14 protein-coding genes and 1 pseudogene are annotated in these 14,664 nt (G+C 65.0%); 12 read left to right on the top strand and 3 right to left on the bottom strand.

The genetic code is table 11. From position 1 onward, the window contains the following. Window positions 1–81: 81 nt before the first annotated feature. The 10 genes from EHF44_RS27580 (at window position 82) to EHF44_RS27540 (ending at window position 9,699) form a co-directional block, all read left to right on the top strand. Window positions 82–1,263, top strand: a complete 1,182-nt coding sequence (locus EHF44_RS27580; protein ID WP_124686952.1) for an isovaleryl-CoA dehydrogenase — start codon at window positions 82–84, stop codon at window positions 1,261–1,263. A 14-nt stretch (window positions 1,264–1,277) separates the two neighbouring features. Beyond that, window positions 1,278–2,885 carry a carboxyl transferase domain-containing protein gene (locus EHF44_RS27575; protein ID WP_124686951.1) on the top strand — a complete coding sequence of 536 codons (1,608 nt, stop codon included), beginning with the start codon at window positions 1,278–1,280 and terminating at the stop codon, window positions 2,883–2,885. Between the two features lie 10 nt (window positions 2,886–2,895). Then, window positions 2,896–4,959, top strand: coding sequence for an acetyl/propionyl/methylcrotonyl-CoA carboxylase subunit alpha (locus tag EHF44_RS27570; protein WP_124686950.1), 2,064 nt, complete (start codon window positions 2,896–2,898; stop codon window positions 4,957–4,959). A gap of 42 nt (window positions 4,960–5,001) precedes the next feature. Then, the gene (locus tag EHF44_RS27565; RefSeq protein WP_124686949.1) at window positions 5,002–5,421 is read left to right on the top strand and encodes a cupin domain-containing protein; all 420 of its coding nucleotides are present in this window, start codon (window positions 5,002–5,004) and stop codon (window positions 5,419–5,421) included. Window positions 5,422–5,717: 296 nt separating this feature from the next. Next, window positions 5,718–6,068 carry a hypothetical protein gene (locus EHF44_RS28790; RefSeq protein ID WP_253700419.1) on the top strand — a complete coding sequence of 117 codons (351 nt, stop codon included), beginning with the start codon at window positions 5,718–5,720 and terminating at the stop codon, window positions 6,066–6,068. A 181-nt stretch (window positions 6,069–6,249) separates the two neighbouring features. Beyond that, window positions 6,250–6,810, top strand: coding sequence for a hypothetical protein (locus EHF44_RS28785; RefSeq protein WP_253700417.1), 561 nt, complete (start codon window positions 6,250–6,252; stop codon window positions 6,808–6,810). After that, window positions 6,768–8,030, top strand: a complete 1,263-nt coding sequence (locus tag EHF44_RS27555) for an ABC transporter substrate-binding protein (protein ID WP_253700415.1) — start codon at window positions 6,768–6,770, stop codon at window positions 8,028–8,030. The genes EHF44_RS28785 and EHF44_RS27555 overlap by 43 nt, the downstream gene beginning before the upstream one ends. 14 nt (window positions 8,031–8,044) lie before the next feature. Further along, a complete protein-coding gene (locus EHF44_RS27550) occupies window positions 8,045–9,007 on the top strand; it encodes an isopenicillin N synthase family dioxygenase (protein ID WP_124686948.1) in 963 nt (320 codons plus the stop codon). After that, the gene (locus tag EHF44_RS27545) at window positions 9,004–9,399 is read left to right on the top strand and encodes a VOC family protein (protein WP_124686947.1); all 396 of its coding nucleotides are present in this window, start codon (window positions 9,004–9,006) and stop codon (window positions 9,397–9,399) included. The genes EHF44_RS27550 and EHF44_RS27545 overlap by 4 nt, the downstream gene beginning before the upstream one ends. Window positions 9,400–9,471: 72 nt before the next feature. Next, a complete protein-coding gene (locus EHF44_RS27540) occupies window positions 9,472–9,699 on the top strand; it encodes a response regulator (protein WP_253700413.1) in 228 nt (75 codons plus the stop codon). Window positions 9,700–9,737: 38 nt separating this feature from the next. Here the strand turns inward: EHF44_RS27540 and EHF44_RS27535 are convergent, their stop codons facing one another. After that, window positions 9,738–10,379 (bottom strand): HD domain-containing protein, encoded by a 642-nt coding sequence (locus EHF44_RS27535; RefSeq protein ID WP_124686946.1) that lies wholly within the window; start codon window positions 10,377–10,379, stop codon window positions 9,738–9,740. A gap of 106 nt (window positions 10,380–10,485) precedes the next feature. Here EHF44_RS27535 and EHF44_RS27530 point away from each other — a divergent pair, with 106 nt between their 5' ends. Together EHF44_RS27530 and EHF44_RS27525 are read left to right on the top strand one after the other, a co-directional pair. Continuing rightward, the gene (locus EHF44_RS27530) at window positions 10,486–11,472 is read left to right on the top strand and encodes a GlxA family transcriptional regulator (protein WP_124686945.1); all 987 of its coding nucleotides are present in this window, start codon (window positions 10,486–10,488) and stop codon (window positions 11,470–11,472) included. Between the two features lie 113 nt (window positions 11,473–11,585). Then, a pseudogene (locus EHF44_RS27525) lies at window positions 11,586–11,960 on the top strand (helix-turn-helix transcriptional regulator); the annotation flags it as partial. A 499-nt stretch (window positions 11,961–12,459) separates the two neighbouring features. Here EHF44_RS27525 and EHF44_RS27520 read toward each other — a convergent pair. Beyond that, window positions 12,460–13,461 carry a Bug family tripartite tricarboxylate transporter substrate binding protein gene (locus EHF44_RS27520; protein ID WP_124686944.1) on the bottom strand — a complete coding sequence of 334 codons (1,002 nt, stop codon included), beginning with the start codon at window positions 13,459–13,461 and terminating at the stop codon, window positions 12,460–12,462. 12 nt (window positions 13,462–13,473) lie between these two features. Then, window positions 13,474–14,568, bottom strand: a complete 1,095-nt coding sequence (locus EHF44_RS27515; protein ID WP_124686943.1) for a porin — start codon at window positions 14,566–14,568, stop codon at window positions 13,474–13,476. Window positions 14,569–14,664: the final 96 nt, after the last annotated feature.

Genomic DNA, 14,664 nt, shown 5'->3' with positions numbered 1-14,664 from the left:
ATAACGTACACCCCTCATAGACTCGATACAACGTTATCCGGATATCCATACTGGATGCGAAATAGAACTGGAGACCCCACCATGTATGAACTCCCCGGCCTGAAATTCCACCTCGGCGAAGACATCGAGATGCTGCGCGAATCGGTGCGCAACTGGGCGCAGGCCGAGCTGGCGCCGCGCGCCGGCGAGATCGACCGGACCGACCAGTTCCCGATGGACGCCTGGAAGAAGATGGGCGACCTCGGCGTGCTGGGCATCACCGTGGCCGAGGAATACGGCGGCGCCAACATGGGCTACCTGGCGCACATGATCGCGATGGAGGAGATCAGCCGCGCGTCGGCATCGGTCGGGCTGTCGTACGGCGCGCACTCCAACCTCTGCGTGAACCAGATCCACCGCAATGGCACGGCCGCGCAGAAGGCGAAGTACCTGCCGAAGCTGGTGTCGGGCGACTGGATCGGCGCGCTGGCGATGAGCGAGCCGAACGCCGGGTCCGACGTGGTCAGCATGAAGCTGCGCGCCGATCTCAAGGGCGACCGCTACGTGCTGAACGGCACCAAGATGTGGATCACCAACGGCCCGGACTGCGACGTGCTGGTGGTCTACGCCAAGACCGAGCCAGACCTGGGCGCGCGCGGCATGACCGCTTTCATCGTCGAGAAGGGCATGAAGGGGTTCTCGGTGGCGCAGAAGCTGGACAAGCTCGGCATGCGCGGCTCGCACACGGGCGAACTGGTGTTCCAGGACGTCGAGGTGCCGGTCGAGAACATTCTGGGGGCCGAAAACGGCGGCGCCAAGGTGCTGATGAGCGGGCTGGACTACGAGCGCGCCGTGCTGTCGGGCGGCCCGGTCGGCATCATGCAGGCGTGCATGGACGTGGTGACGCCGTACATCCACGACCGCAAGCAGTTCGGCCAGAGCATCGGCGAATTCCAGCTCATCCAGGGCAAGGTGGCCGATATGTACACCACGCTGCAGGCGGCCCGCAGCTACCTGTACACCGTGGGCAAGAACCTCGACGCGCTGGGCACCGACCACGTGCGCCAGGTGCGCAAGGACTGTGCCGCGGTGATCCTCTACACGGCCGAGAAGGCCACGTGGATGGCCGGCGAATCGGTGCAGATCCTGGGCGGCAACGGCTACATCAACGAGTACCCGGTGGGCCGGCTGTGGCGCGACGCCAAGCTGTACGAGATCGGCGCCGGTACGTCCGAAATCCGTCGCATGCTGATCGGCCGCGAGTTGTTCGCGGAAACGATGTAAGGGGGGCACCAGCCATGCCAAGAATCGAGACCAAACTCAATGCACGCTCGGAGGCTTTCAAGTCGAATGCCGAAACCATGCAGCTGCTTGTGCGCGACCTTGAACGGAAGGTCGCCAAACTGGCCGAAGGCGGCGGAGAGGCCGCACGCGACAAGCACCTGTCGCGCGGCAAGCTGCTGCCACGCGACCGCGTGCAGCAACTGCTGGACCCCGGCACGCCGTTCCTGGAACTGTCGCAACTTGCCGCCTACGGCATGTACGACGACGCCGCGCCGGGCGCCGGCATCATCACCGGCATCGGCCGCGTGGCCGGCCAGGAATGCGTGATCGTCTGCAACGACGCGACGGTCAAGGGCGGCACGTACTACCCGATGACGGTCAAGAAGCACATCCGCGCGCAGGAGATTGCCGAGCAGAACCACCTGCCGTGCATCTACCTGGTCGATTCGGGCGGCGCCAACCTGCCCAACCAGGACGACGTGTTCCCGGACCGCGACCACTTCGGCCGCATCTTCTACAACCAGGCCAACCTGTCGGCGCAAGGCATTCCGCAGATTGCCGTGGTGATGGGGTCGTGCACGGCCGGTGGCGCCTACGTGCCGGCCATGAGCGACGAGTCGATCATCGTCAAGAACCAGGGCACGATCTTCCTGGGCGGCCCGCCGCTGGTGAAGGCGGCCACCGGCGAGGAAGTGAGCGCCGAGGACCTGGGCGGCGCCGACGTGCACACGCGGCTGTCCGGCGTGGCCGACTACTTTGCCCAGAACGATCATCACGCGCTCTCGCTGGCGCGCAACATCGTCCAGCACCTGAACCGCCGCAAGCCGGACCAGATCCGCCTGCACGAACCGGTGGAGCCGCTGTACCCGGTGGAGGAACTGTACGGCGTGATCCCCACCGACACGCGCAAGCCGTACGACGTGCGCGAGGTCATCGCCCGCATCGTCGACGGCTCCGAGTTCGACGAGTTCAAGGCCCGCTACGGCACCACGCTGGTCTGCGGCTTCGCGCGGATCTGGGGCTACCCGGTGGGCATCGTGGCCAACAACGGCATCCTGTTCTCGGAGTCGGCGTTGAAGGGCGCGCACTTCATCGAACTGTGCTGCCAGCGCAAGATCCCGCTGGTTTTCCTGCAGAACATCACGGGCTTCATGGTCGGTCGCAAGTACGAGAACGAGGGCATCGCGCGCAACGGCGCCAAGATGGTGACCGCAGTGGCCACGGCGCAGGTGCCAAAGTTCACGGTGATCATCGGCGGCTCGTTCGGGGCCGGCAACTACGGCATGTGCGGACGGGCCTATTCGCCGCGCTTCCTGTGGATGTGGCCGAACGCGCGGATCTCGGTGATGGGCGGCGAGCAGGCCGCGAGCGTGCTGGCGACGGTGCGCCGCGATGGCATTGAGGCCAAGGGCGGCCAGTGGAGCCCCGGTGACGAAGAGGCGTTCAAGGCGCCGATCCGCGACCAGTACGAGCGCCAGGGCCATCCGTACTACGCCAGCGCGCGGCTCTGGGACGATGGCGTGATCGACCCGGCCCAGACCCGCACGGTGCTGGGACTGGGCCTGTCGGCCAGCCTGAACGCGCCGATCGGCGAGATGAAGTTCGGCGTCTTCCGCATGTAAAGGAACCAGCATGTTCAACAAGATCCTGATCGCCAACCGTGGCGAGATTGCCTGCCGCGTGGCGGCTACGTGCCGCCGGCTGGGCATCCGCACCGTGGCGGTGTACTCGGACGCCGATGCCGACGCCCGGCACGTGGCGTTCTGCGACGAGGCCGTGCATATCGGCGGCCCGGCCGCGCGCGACAGCTACCTGCGCGCGGACCACATCATCGAGATGGCGAAGGAGACCGGCGCCCAGGCCATCCATCCGGGCTACGGCTTCCTGTCCGAGAACGAGGACTTCGCGCGCGCCTGCGCCGAGGCCGGGCTCGTGTTCATCGGCCCGCCGGCCGACGCCATCCACGCGATGGGCAGCAAGAGCGCGGCCAAGCAGCTGATGGAAAAGGCGGCCGTGCCGCTGGTGCCCGGCTACCACGGCGAAGACCAGGACGCCGCGCTGCTGCGGCGCGAGGCCGACCGCATCGGCTACCCGGTGCTGCTCAAGGCCAGCGCCGGTGGCGGCGGCAAGGGCATGCGCGTGGTGGAGGCGGGCGACGGGTTCGAGGCCGCGCTGGCGTCGGTCAAGCGCGAGGCATCGGCCAGCTTCGGCGACGACAAGGTGCTGGTGGAGAAGTACCTGACCCGTCCGCGCCATATCGAAATCCAGGTGTTTGCCGACACGCAGGGCAACTGCGTCTACCTGTTCGAGCGCGACTGCTCGGTGCAGCGGCGCCACCAGAAGGTGCTGGAAGAAGCACCGGCCCCGGGCATGACCGAGGACCGCCGCCGCGCCATGGGCGAGGCCGCCGTGGCCGCCGCGCGCGCGGTGGGCTACGTGGGCGCCGGCACCGTCGAGTTCATCGCCAACCAGGACGGGTCGTTCTACTTCATGGAGATGAACACGCGGCTGCAGGTCGAGCATCCGGTGACCGAGATGATCACCGGGCAGGACCTCGTCGAATGGCAGTTGCGCGTGGCGGCCGGCGAGCCGCTGCCGCTGACGCAAGACCAGTTGCGTATCGACGGCCACGCGCTGGAGGCGCGCATCTACGCCGAAAACCCCGACAAGGGCTTTCTGCCGTCCACCGGCACGCTGCGCTTCCTGCGCACGCCGCCGGCGGTGCAGTTCATGCGTGGCGGCGACGCCCATGGCCCGGCCGGCGTGCGGATCGACGCCGGCGTGCGCGAGGGCGACGCGATCAGCCCGTTCTACGACCCGATGATCGCCAAGCTGATCGTGTGGGGCCGCGACCGCGACGAGGCGCTGTCGCGCATGGCGCAGGCGCTGGCCGGCTACCACGTGGTGGGGCTGTCGACCAACGTCGCGTTCCTGCAGCGGCTGGTGAAGTCCGACGCCTTCCGCACGGCCGACCTGGACACGGGGCTGATCGAGCGCAACCAGGCCACGCTGTTTCCCGCACTGAATCCTCCCAGTCCGGAAGTCGTTGCTTTGGCGGCGTCGGCACTCCTCAATAGGGAGAGCATTGAGCGTCGGGTTGATGACGCTGACCGATGCTCGCCGTGGACGCGCGCGGGCGCGTGGCGACTTAACGCCGCGACGACTCGTTTGATGCGCTTTGAGTCTTCCAACGGTCCCGTTCAGATCGCGCTAAAGAGCGCGTTTGGAAGGGAATCTGTAGAAACGCTCACATATAACGGTCAGACAGAACCCTTCACTTGGAGTATCGAATCCACAGGTATCCAGGTGAAATTGGGCGGTCGACAGGTTCGAGGACAGGTCTATTTTGATGGAGCTGATATACACGTGTTCTACGCTGAAGGACATGACATCTTGCAATGGATTGATCCACTAGGCCACTCTGGTGATGCTGAAGGCGAGGGAGGAAAGTTGACCGCGCCGATGCCGGGAAAGGTCATTGCAGTCATGGCCGCGCCCGGCAGCAAGGTCGCACGGGGCGCTCCATTGCTGGTGATGGAGGCGATGAAAATGGAGCATACGATCACGGCTCCTACAGACGGCACTGTTGGGGAGATTTTGTATGGCATCGGTGAGCAGGTGGCAGAGGGCGCGCAACTTCTCTCGCTATTGCTCAATGAACAGTTGACTTTTCAGCAGGGTGAAGCGGCCGCATAGCCGATTGCTTACTTGGCGGACTCTCAACGATACGAGGACATCATGGAGCAAGAATCGACTTTCTCTCATGTCAAAGCGGAAGATACTAAGTACCTTGAGGGTGGGCTCCGCGACTTCTTTGTTTATCGAGATCTGGGAATTGCATGTGCCACCGGAGGGAAGGTGATTGCCCAACTCGTGCGAGCAAATCGCGAGCCCGAGAAGGGGACTGGTTGGCACGTGCACAAAGCCGATTTCCACATCGTGTATATGTTAAAGGGCTGGGCGAGGTTCATGTACGAGGACAGGGAAACGTTGGTCTCAGCCGGAGATTGTGTACACCAACAACCCGGAATTCGCCACTATCTCTTCGATTACTCCCCCGACATGGAGTATTTGGAGGTCGTAGGACCGGCGGACTTCACGAGTGAAGGCGTTGAAGGTCCCCGTGCCGTACCCGAGCCGGGGAAATGGACGACCTAAGCGAGGCTGCGTGCATGTAAAGGTGAGAGGTGTCGGTACGCGTACCAGTGATTCTGCCGCTCCAGTACCGCATACAGCCAAGGGGCAGTGGGGTGAAACGCAAAATGCGTGGACCGAAACCCAGGCCGCCCTCCGGGGCGATAGCCTGCACGATCGTAGTGCCCGAACGCCTTGCCTACGTCGTGAATCGTCCGCACGCGGTCCTGAGGACGCGCAGACCATGAGCCTCTCCTTGTTCAACCCGCACCTTTGGCAGGTTTGCACGCGCGTTGCATCCCTCTTGCACACGGTGGCAGGTGTTCGAGCGCAGCGAATTGGTAGTTGGCGCATCGATCCGCAACGTCGGGCAGATGCTGGTGAGCGGCCAGCCGCCGGGCATCATGCTGGTTCTGGCGCGCGAAAGCCGCGCGCTGTATCTGGGATGGGCCGAGCGCGCCTGTATCTCGGCGCGTGCCAATGGCGCGCTGCTGTTCGCGCGCGACCGCGTGGAAGACGCTGTGCTCGAAGAGTTCATGGACACGCGCGCGCCGGCGTTCGGCTACAACGTCAAGCTGCTGTGCGGTGCCGATCTGGCGGGCCTCAACGATGGCCGCTTGGCCATGCATCGCTCGGCGCTGCAAGGGCTCGACGATCTGCAACTGTATTAGCGTGAAGCGGTTCCCACGCTGACCTCATGGCTCGCGACGCAAGACGTGCGCTTCCATTTCGGCACGCTGGTACGCAGCGCGGACAATGGCTGGCTAGATACGACAGCTGGCGCCTGCAATGCGCAGCGCATGATCGTCTGCAGCGGTCGCGACTATCAGACGCTGTGCGCCGAACAACTGCGTGCTAGAGCCGCAGGTCTGTCGCCTGCTGCGCGTGACGCCGGAAGATATCTTCCATCTGCAGCACGCCGTGCTCACCGGTTTGTCGTGCACACATTACGGCGCGTTTGCCGATCTGCCGACAGCAAAGGCCTTGGCCACGCAGATCGACCAACAGTGTTCCGACCTACAACGTCATGGCATCCACCTGCTGGCCAGCCCGACGCCTTATGGCGACAGGATCATTGGCGATTCGCACGACTACAGCCAGGATGCGCGTCCGTTCAATGCGGAATCGGTCGACGGCATCATGCTGGATCTGGCGCGCGATACGCTGCGCAGCAAGCTGCGTGTGGTGGGGCGCTGGCAGGGTGTGTATGGCGCCAAGCGTCACACGCCGGCCAGCGGCGCGTTTTCCATCACCCATATAGACGACCGTACAACGTTGGCGCTGATGCATAGTGGTATCTGCATGAGCGTCGGGCCTGCGCTGGCACATCGGCATGTCGATGTATTGATGGACGGTATGGCACTGCCGCAGTGGACGGCTTTGGCAGCGTTGCCAGCCACGGCCATCGCCTGATCGCTGCGCCGTCGTGGCGCATCGTGCCGCATTGCGGTGCAGGGCTGGTGCGCGGCGCCAGCGAATCGTTGGCACAGAACCTGCGTGGATACAGTGCGGAGAGTAGAAGCGTTCAGCGGCAGTTCATGCCGCCCGGAAATTGCTCGCCACGTATATCCACGCCTGTTTCCGGAGTGTTTTCCATGCGACGCCGTACCTTCCTGCGCGCCACTGGCGCCACCGCGTTTTCTTCCCTGCTGGCCGCACCGGCTTTCGTCCGTGCCTCGGGCTCGCTGCAGAAATTCAAGTTCAACCTCGGCTGGAAGGTGGAAGCGTCTGGCGCCGGCTTTCTGCTGGCGCTGCAGCGCGGCTACTACAAGGACGCCGGCCTCGATGTGGTGATCGATACGGGTAACGGCTCGGCATCGGCCATCAGTCTGGTGGCGGGTGGCGCCTATGACTGCGCGTCCGCAGACCTGGCAGCGATGATCGAATTCAACGCCGCCAATCCCACTGCCGCACTCAAGGCCGTGGCGATCCAGTACGACCTGAATCCCAATGCGGTGATCGTTCGCAAGGGCGGCGGCATCGTCAAGCCCGGCGACCTCGCGGGCAAGACCATTCTCGGCCAGCCGTTCAACGCGTCGCGCAAGCTGTTTCCCGTATTCGCCAAGGCGCAGGGGTTCGACCCGGCATCGGTCAAGTGGGAGAACGCCACGCCCGATATCGGCGATACGCGCTTTGTGAAAGGCGATTTCGATGCGGCTGCGTACTTCTACTTTACGGGACTGCTGAACCTGAAAGCGCGCGGACTGGGTCCGGAGAAGCTGACCGTGTTCCGCTTCTCGGACTACGGCATGAAATCGTATGGCAACGGACTCGTCGCCAATCGCAAGAGCATGGCCGAGCAGCCGGACGCGATGAAGGCATTCGTCAAGGCATCCACGCGCGGATGGATCGAGGCGATGGCGGACCCAAAGGCAGGCGCTGCGGCAGTGAAAGCGCGCGAGCCATTGGCCGACCAGGCGCTGGAATACGAGCGACTGAAACTGATCGTCGATGGATCGATGCGCACGCCCGATACGCAGCGCAATGGCTGGGGAGCGGCCACGCAGGCGCGTCTGCAGGCGACCGTCGATGAAACCGTAGGCGCGTTTGGCATCAAGCAGCCGATGACCGCTGCGGATATCTGGACGGATCAGTTCCTGCCTGCGGCAGCGGATCGGAAGCTCAAGGCGTAAGGAGGGCCAGCATCATGTCGATTCCCATGATCGATCTCGCCGATGCCTTGACGCCTGGTGCGCCGCGCAGCGCCGAAGTGGCTCAGGCGTTTCGTGCAGCGGCGATGTCATCGGGCTTCTTCTACATTCGCCATCACGGCGTGCCACGCGAACTGATCGCGAAGCAGTTCGCGCTGGCCAAGGCGCTGATGGATCTGCCGGAGGCCACACGCCAAGCGCTCGCCATGGGAAACTCGCCCACAATGCGCGGTTTCGAGAACCTCGGTGATCAACGACTCGATGCCGCAGCGCGACCCGATCTCAAGGAGAGTTTCTATTGCGGCATGGCGTACCCCGATGACCATCCCTATGTGATGGCGGGCTACCAGACCTATGGTCACAACCAGTGGCCGTCTGAACTGCCGCAGGCGCCCGCGCAATGTCAGACGTATATCGACGCGATGCTGACGCTCGCGCGCCGGCTCATGCAGTTGATGGCTCTGTCGCTGGACCTGCCTGAAAACTACTTCGATCACACGAGCAACAGTCCGATGGTGACGCTGCGCATGATCCGCTATCCGGCGCATCCCGCCGATGCCGATGAGAGAACGTTCGGCGCTGGTGCGCATACCGACTGGGGTGCCGTGACCATCCTCGCGCAAGACCAGCACGGTGGACTCGAAGTACAGATGCCGGACGGCGAATGGGTGGCCGCTACGCCGATGACGGATTGCTTCGTAGTGAACCTCGGCGACATGGTGCCGCGCTGGACCAACGGCCACTATCACTCGAATCCGCATCGCGTGCGCAATGTGCATTCGAACGGCTTGCCACGCTACTCGATTCCGTTCTTCTACGAGCCCGACTACCTCGTGCGGATCGAACCGGTGCCAGGCACTGTGGCCGATGGCGAGACACCGCGCTTTGCGCCGTGCACAGCGGGTGAGCATCTGACGGAGATGTACCGCAAGACCTACGTGCCGGAGGCCGTCTTATGAAGCTCTGGTTCAACCTGCTATGCCGCGACATCGACGCACAACTCGCGTTCTATCAACACGTACTCGATTTGCCCGAAGCCGCGTCGAGTCGCTCTGCGATCTATTGCGCGCTCGAAACCGCGGACTTCCAGTTCGGTTTCAATGCAAAGCCCGCGTATGAGTTGCTGGGGCTCACATCGCGGCAACCGATCGAAGGTGTAACCGCACCGACCATCGCCTACGCCACGTTCATGGTGGAAACGCCGTCACGCGTCGATGCGGTAGCGGACCTGATAGGGAGCCTCGGCGGCACCATCGTCAAGGCACCGTTCGAGACGTACTACGGGCAATGGCAGACCGTGCTCGCAGATCCGGAAAGGAATGTGTTTCGGGTAGCGGCGGTTATGGCGTGAATCGCTGCGCAACAAGAAAAACGGCGAACCTCCGGGCTTGCGGGGGAAAGCCTCACGGCGCCGCTGCCGCGCGTGGTGATTGCCGAGGACCATCCCGCCTACCTGCTGATGATGCAGGAGCAACTGCTGCGTATCGGCGGCTGCGAGGTGGTGGCCTGCGCGCGCGGCGACGACGCCTGGGCCGCGTGGCGGCAGGGCGGGGCGGCGCTGCTGCTGACCGACGTCGGGCTGCGTGGCATGGATGGCCTGGCGCTGGTGCGGACCTCTTGCTCGAAAAGCCCGTGGGCCTGCGCGCGATGACCGCGCTGGTGCAGCGCTTCGCGGCCGGGCCGGGCTAGTCAGCCGCGCCAGGCCGAGCTGCGGATCACGCTGCAGAAGTTGCCGCGATGGAAGTGCGGGTCCTTGTCGGCCAGCACGTCGGCCTTGACGTTGCCGAACGTCGTGTCGGGCTTGTGGCGGATGCCGTCGTAGAACGCCTGAATGATGTCTTCCTTGAAGTGAGCCGTGCGCGGGTGGGCGTGCACCACCGCCTCGCGGTCGGCATCGGCGAACGTGTCGTAGCGGATGCCCAGCACGTCCATCTCCACGCCGGCGGTGACCAGGGCGATCTCGGGCGCCATGAACTCCGGGATGCCTGGGGTCGTGTGCAGGGCGATGGCCGTCCAGACCTTCTCCACCTCGCGCTCGCCGATGCCCCGGCTGCGCAGGAAATCGGCCGCGGCATTGGCGCCGTCCACCTCGAACCGCTTGTCCGGGCTGCCGTGCGCGGGCGTCAGGCCCATGTCGTGGAACATCGCGCCCGCGTAGAGCAGTTCGGGGTCGAAGCCCAGCCCGCGATGGTGGCCGGCCAGCGCGGCCCAGTAGTAGACGCGGCTCGAATGATGGAATAGCAGCGGCGACTCGGTATCGCGGACCAGTTCGGTAATCTCGCGCGCAAGCTGGCTGTCGGGGATAGCAATGTCGCCGATGGTGAAACGCATGGTGGACTCCTGTGCGGTTGGGGGTTGCCCTGAGTCTAGGAGTCGGCGTAGCATGTCTTCAATAGTCGTGATACGACGTAATGAGACATAGCTGGAAGATCCGGACATGCCCACTACCCGCACCATCGCCCTGCTGGCCATCGAAGGCGTCCAGTTGCTGGACGTATCGGGGCCGCTCGATGTCTTTGCCGAAGCCAACGTCCAGGCCGGGACGCCGGTCTACCAGATGCGCGTGGTGGCGCTGCGCGCGGGGCCCCTCACGGCGTCGTCAGGCGCGCGGCTGCTGCCCGACATCGTGATCGCGGATGATCGGGACGGCCGGCACCCGTCGCGCATCCACACGCTGCTGGTGGCCGGCGCGCCGCACGCGGCCGACGCCCCGGCCGACCCGCTGGCGCTGGACTGGCTTCGCCGGGTGGCGCCCACGGCGCGGCGCTACGGCTCGGTGTGCAGCGGTGCGTTCCTGCTGGCCGAGGCTGGGCTGCTCGATGGCCGCCGCGTGACCACGCACTGGGCCGCCGCCGACGCGCTGGCGGCCCGTTTTCCGCGCGTGGCCGTGGATGCCGATGCCATCCACGTGCGCGACGGCAAGGTGCGCACGGCGGCCGGCGTCACGGCGGGCATGGATCTGGCGCTGGCGCTGATCGAGGAAGACCTTGGGCGGGACATCGCGCTGAAGGTGGCCAGCCAGCTCGTGATGTTCTTCAAGCGGCCGGGCGGACAGGGCCAGTTCAGCCGCCGCGAGGCGCCCGCGGCCGCCAACCGGGCCGCGTTGCAGGAGCTGCAGCGTTGGATTGCCGCGCATCCGGCGGGCGCGCACGACGTGCCAAGCCTGGCCGCGCGGATCGGCGTCAGCGCCCGGCACCTGTCGCGGCTGTTCCAGGAAGAAGTGGGCGTGACGCCGGCAAGCTGGGTGGAGGCCGCGCGGGTCACGGCGGCGCGCCAGTTGCTGGAGGAAGGCAATATCGTGCCCAAGCAGGTGGCGGCCGCGTGCGGGTTCTCCAGCGTCGACACGCTGCGCCGGGCCTTCCTGCGCGTGGTGGGGGTCACCCCGGCGGAGTACCGCAAGCGCTTTGTCTCGTCGCTGGACTAGCAGGCTGCTGAAATACCTCCAGCGGACGTCAGCGCGACGACTGGATGAAGCGTTGATTTGAGAATCCCACCCAACGCTACGCGCGGCGGCGTGCCGTCGTCGCACCGGAACTCGAATCCGTCGGAGCACCAGCGGGACTTCCATCGCTGGCGCTTGCCGGCCATCCACGACTGGCCCCGGCGATTTCTGCCATGTTTGCCGAGCCGGCGCGGCCCTGGAACCTGACAGAGCTGGCGGACTTGTGCAGCATGTCGCGTGCCACCTTCATGCGTCATTTCCAATCCAGTCTCGGGCGCTCCGCAAGCGACCTGCTGACCGATATGCACTTGAGCCTGGCGGCCAACGAACTGAGGAAGCCCGGCGCGAGCACCGCAGCCGTGGCGGACTCGGTCGGCTACCGGTCCGTGGCGGCATTCCGGCGCGTGTTCACCGAAAAAATGCGAATGACGCCGGGGCAATGGCGCCGCCTGGCACGCGATGGGCAGTGACGCGCGCCCTTTGATCTTTTCGCGCATCTTGTTGAGCCAATGCCGTCTCGAAATCCGAATTGCGCGGCACTAGATTGAAGGCTCAGTAACTCAAGCAATCTGAACGGAAACCCAAAATGACCACTCTTGCACACCGGATTCGGCTGCAGATCGCCGAAAAGAGCGTTGGATCGCTATACCTGCTGGCCCCACTCAGATGGGCGCTGGTCATAGGATGTCGAGTAGAGAACCGCAGCACCAATCAGCGGTAGGGCGGCAACTGCAGGCAGCTTGGAGAATGGCATAGATTTCTGGCGTCGGAATGGTTCGGGCGATCCGGCGGCTTCGAGCATCAATCCACCGTAGCGGAGGGGTGTCGTTCGGCCCGCGAGGAACCCGAGCATGATGAAGTACGCTTGGCGCAATCTCTCTGACGCTGGTCAAACGAGAAAAATAGCCCCGCATCAAGCGGGGCCATCAGTGCTACTTCCATCAGGATGTGCCAAAGCCGTTCGCGGGCTCAGTCGGCCTGGATCGCGAACTCCTTCACCAGCCGGGTATAGCGCGCGTAGTCGGCGGCCATCAGCTTCTGCAGTACGGCCGGTTCACCACCCACCGGGGTCACGGCAATCGTGGCCATGCGTGCCACCACGTCGGGTTGCTTCAGGATCTCGTTCACGTGGCCATTCAGCAGGCGGACGATATCCGGCGGCAGGTTCTTCGGGCCCAGCAGGGCCTGCCAGGCGCCGATCTCGACATCCTTGTAGCCCAGTTCGGCCAGCGTCGGCACGTTCGGCGCGAACGGCGAGCGCTTCTGGTCGGCCACGGCCAGCGGCACCAGGGTGCCGTTGCCCACGTACTGGGCCACGGGGCCGTAGGTGACGTAGGTCATCGGCACCTGGCCGCCGAGCACGTCGACGATGGCCGGCGCCGTGCCCCGGTAGGGCACCTGCGAGATCTTGACGTTGGCCGACTTGTTGAACAGCTCGCCCATGATGTGCATCGGCGATCCGTTGCCCGGCGTGGCATAGGTTTCGAGCTTGCCGGCCTTGGCGCGCGCCACAAGGTCGCTCATCTTGCCGATGCCGCTGTTCTTGTTCACCACCACGAACAACGACTGCGTGCCAAGCTCGGCAATCGGCGTGAGGTCGTTGAGCACGTCGTAGCTGGCGCCGGTACCGGCCTTCAGCACCAGCGGCGCGATCGACACGGTGTTGGGCGCCAGCAGCAGCGTGTAGCCGTCAGGGGCGGCGCGCGCCACATAGGCGCTGCCGATGGTGCCGGCGGCGCCGGTGCGGTTCTCCACCACGACCGACTGCTTCAGGCGCCCGGCGAGCTTTTCAGCCATCAGGCGGGCCAGCACGTCGGTGTCGCCACCGGCGGGGTAGGCCACCACGATGGTGATCGGCTTGCCGGGATAGTTGCCTTTTGCGATGGACGGAGCGGTGCTCAGCAGCGCGGCGGTGCCGATGGCGGCGCCAATCGCCCCCAGGACGTCGCGGCGGACGAGGTTCGGTTTCATATGGCGACTCCGTTAGAACACGTGCTTGATGCCGACCATGGCGCCGAACTGCTGGCCGCCCGGCTTCGGGTTTGCACCGGCCTGCGCGCCGCTCACGGACATTGCCAGCGTGCCGTCGTTGTTGATATAGCCGGCCGTGGCATACACCGCCGTACGCTTGCTGAAGTTGTACATGCCGCGCACGGCGTACAGCATCGCCTTGTTGGCGCTGTTCTGGTAGTTCAGGTAGTAGACCTGGCCGGCCAACGTGAAGGCGGGCGTGATGTCGTAGGCCGCGCCGATGTAGTACAGCTCCGACAGCGGCGTCGTGCTGCCCTGGTTTTCGCGGCGGATCACGCCGGCGCCAAGCTTGGTGCGATCCAGCAGCACGTAGCCGGCAATCGATGCGCGGTCGTCGCGCAGGCTGGCGCTGGTCAGGCCGCCAAAGGCGCCCGGGCCGCCCCGCTGCGCGTCATAGGCGGCCGTGATGCCCCACCATTTCTGGTCCCAGCCGATCATGGCCGACCATTCGCGGCACTGGCTCTTGCTGGCGGGGTTTTCGCCGGCGCAGTTGGTGCCGGACGGGCTGGGGCCGGCGTTGGCCGTATCGCGGCCAAAGCTGTACGTTGCGCCCACGGTCAGGCCGCCGAACGTGCCCTTGTAGGCCACGGCATTGTCGGCCCGGGTGTTGGGCAGGTAGCTGTCCAGCGAACCGGAGCCGAAGGCGTTCGGCCCCAGGATGTCCGGGTCGAGCGTGGCCCAGAACAGCATCGTGTACTGGCGCCCGAACGAGACCTGGCCCCACTTGTTCGACGACAGGCCCACCAGCGCCTGGCGCCCGAACAGGCGGCCGCCCTGGTTGGCATTGCCGGAGTCGGGCGCGAAGCCGCCTTCGAGCACGAACACGCTCTTCAGGCCATTGCCCAGGTCCTCGGTGCCGCGCAGGCCCCAGCGCGACGGCACGGTGCCGGTCAGCGTGTTCATGCGCACCACGCTGTTGCCGGCGGCGCCGACGTTGTTGACGAATTCCACGCCGGTGTCCACCACGCCATACATGGTGACGGACTGGGCGCAGGCCAGCAGGGGCGCGACTGCGAGCAGGCCCGCCGCGTACTTTGCGATCTTCATCTACCGTTTCCTTCTCTTGTCTTGTGGGCTTGTCGTGGACGTTTCCGCTGGCAACGGTATGGGGGCTGCCGTGTCTTTGTGTTTCATTAGTAAAAC

Origin of the sequence: Cupriavidus pauculus, from assembly GCF_003854935.1 — a bacterium.
Taxonomy (GTDB): domain Bacteria; phylum Pseudomonadota; class Gammaproteobacteria; order Burkholderiales; family Burkholderiaceae; genus Cupriavidus; species Cupriavidus pauculus_C.
Note: the sequence above shows the minus strand (reverse complement) of the source record. Positions and strands in the feature narration are given on the sequence as shown.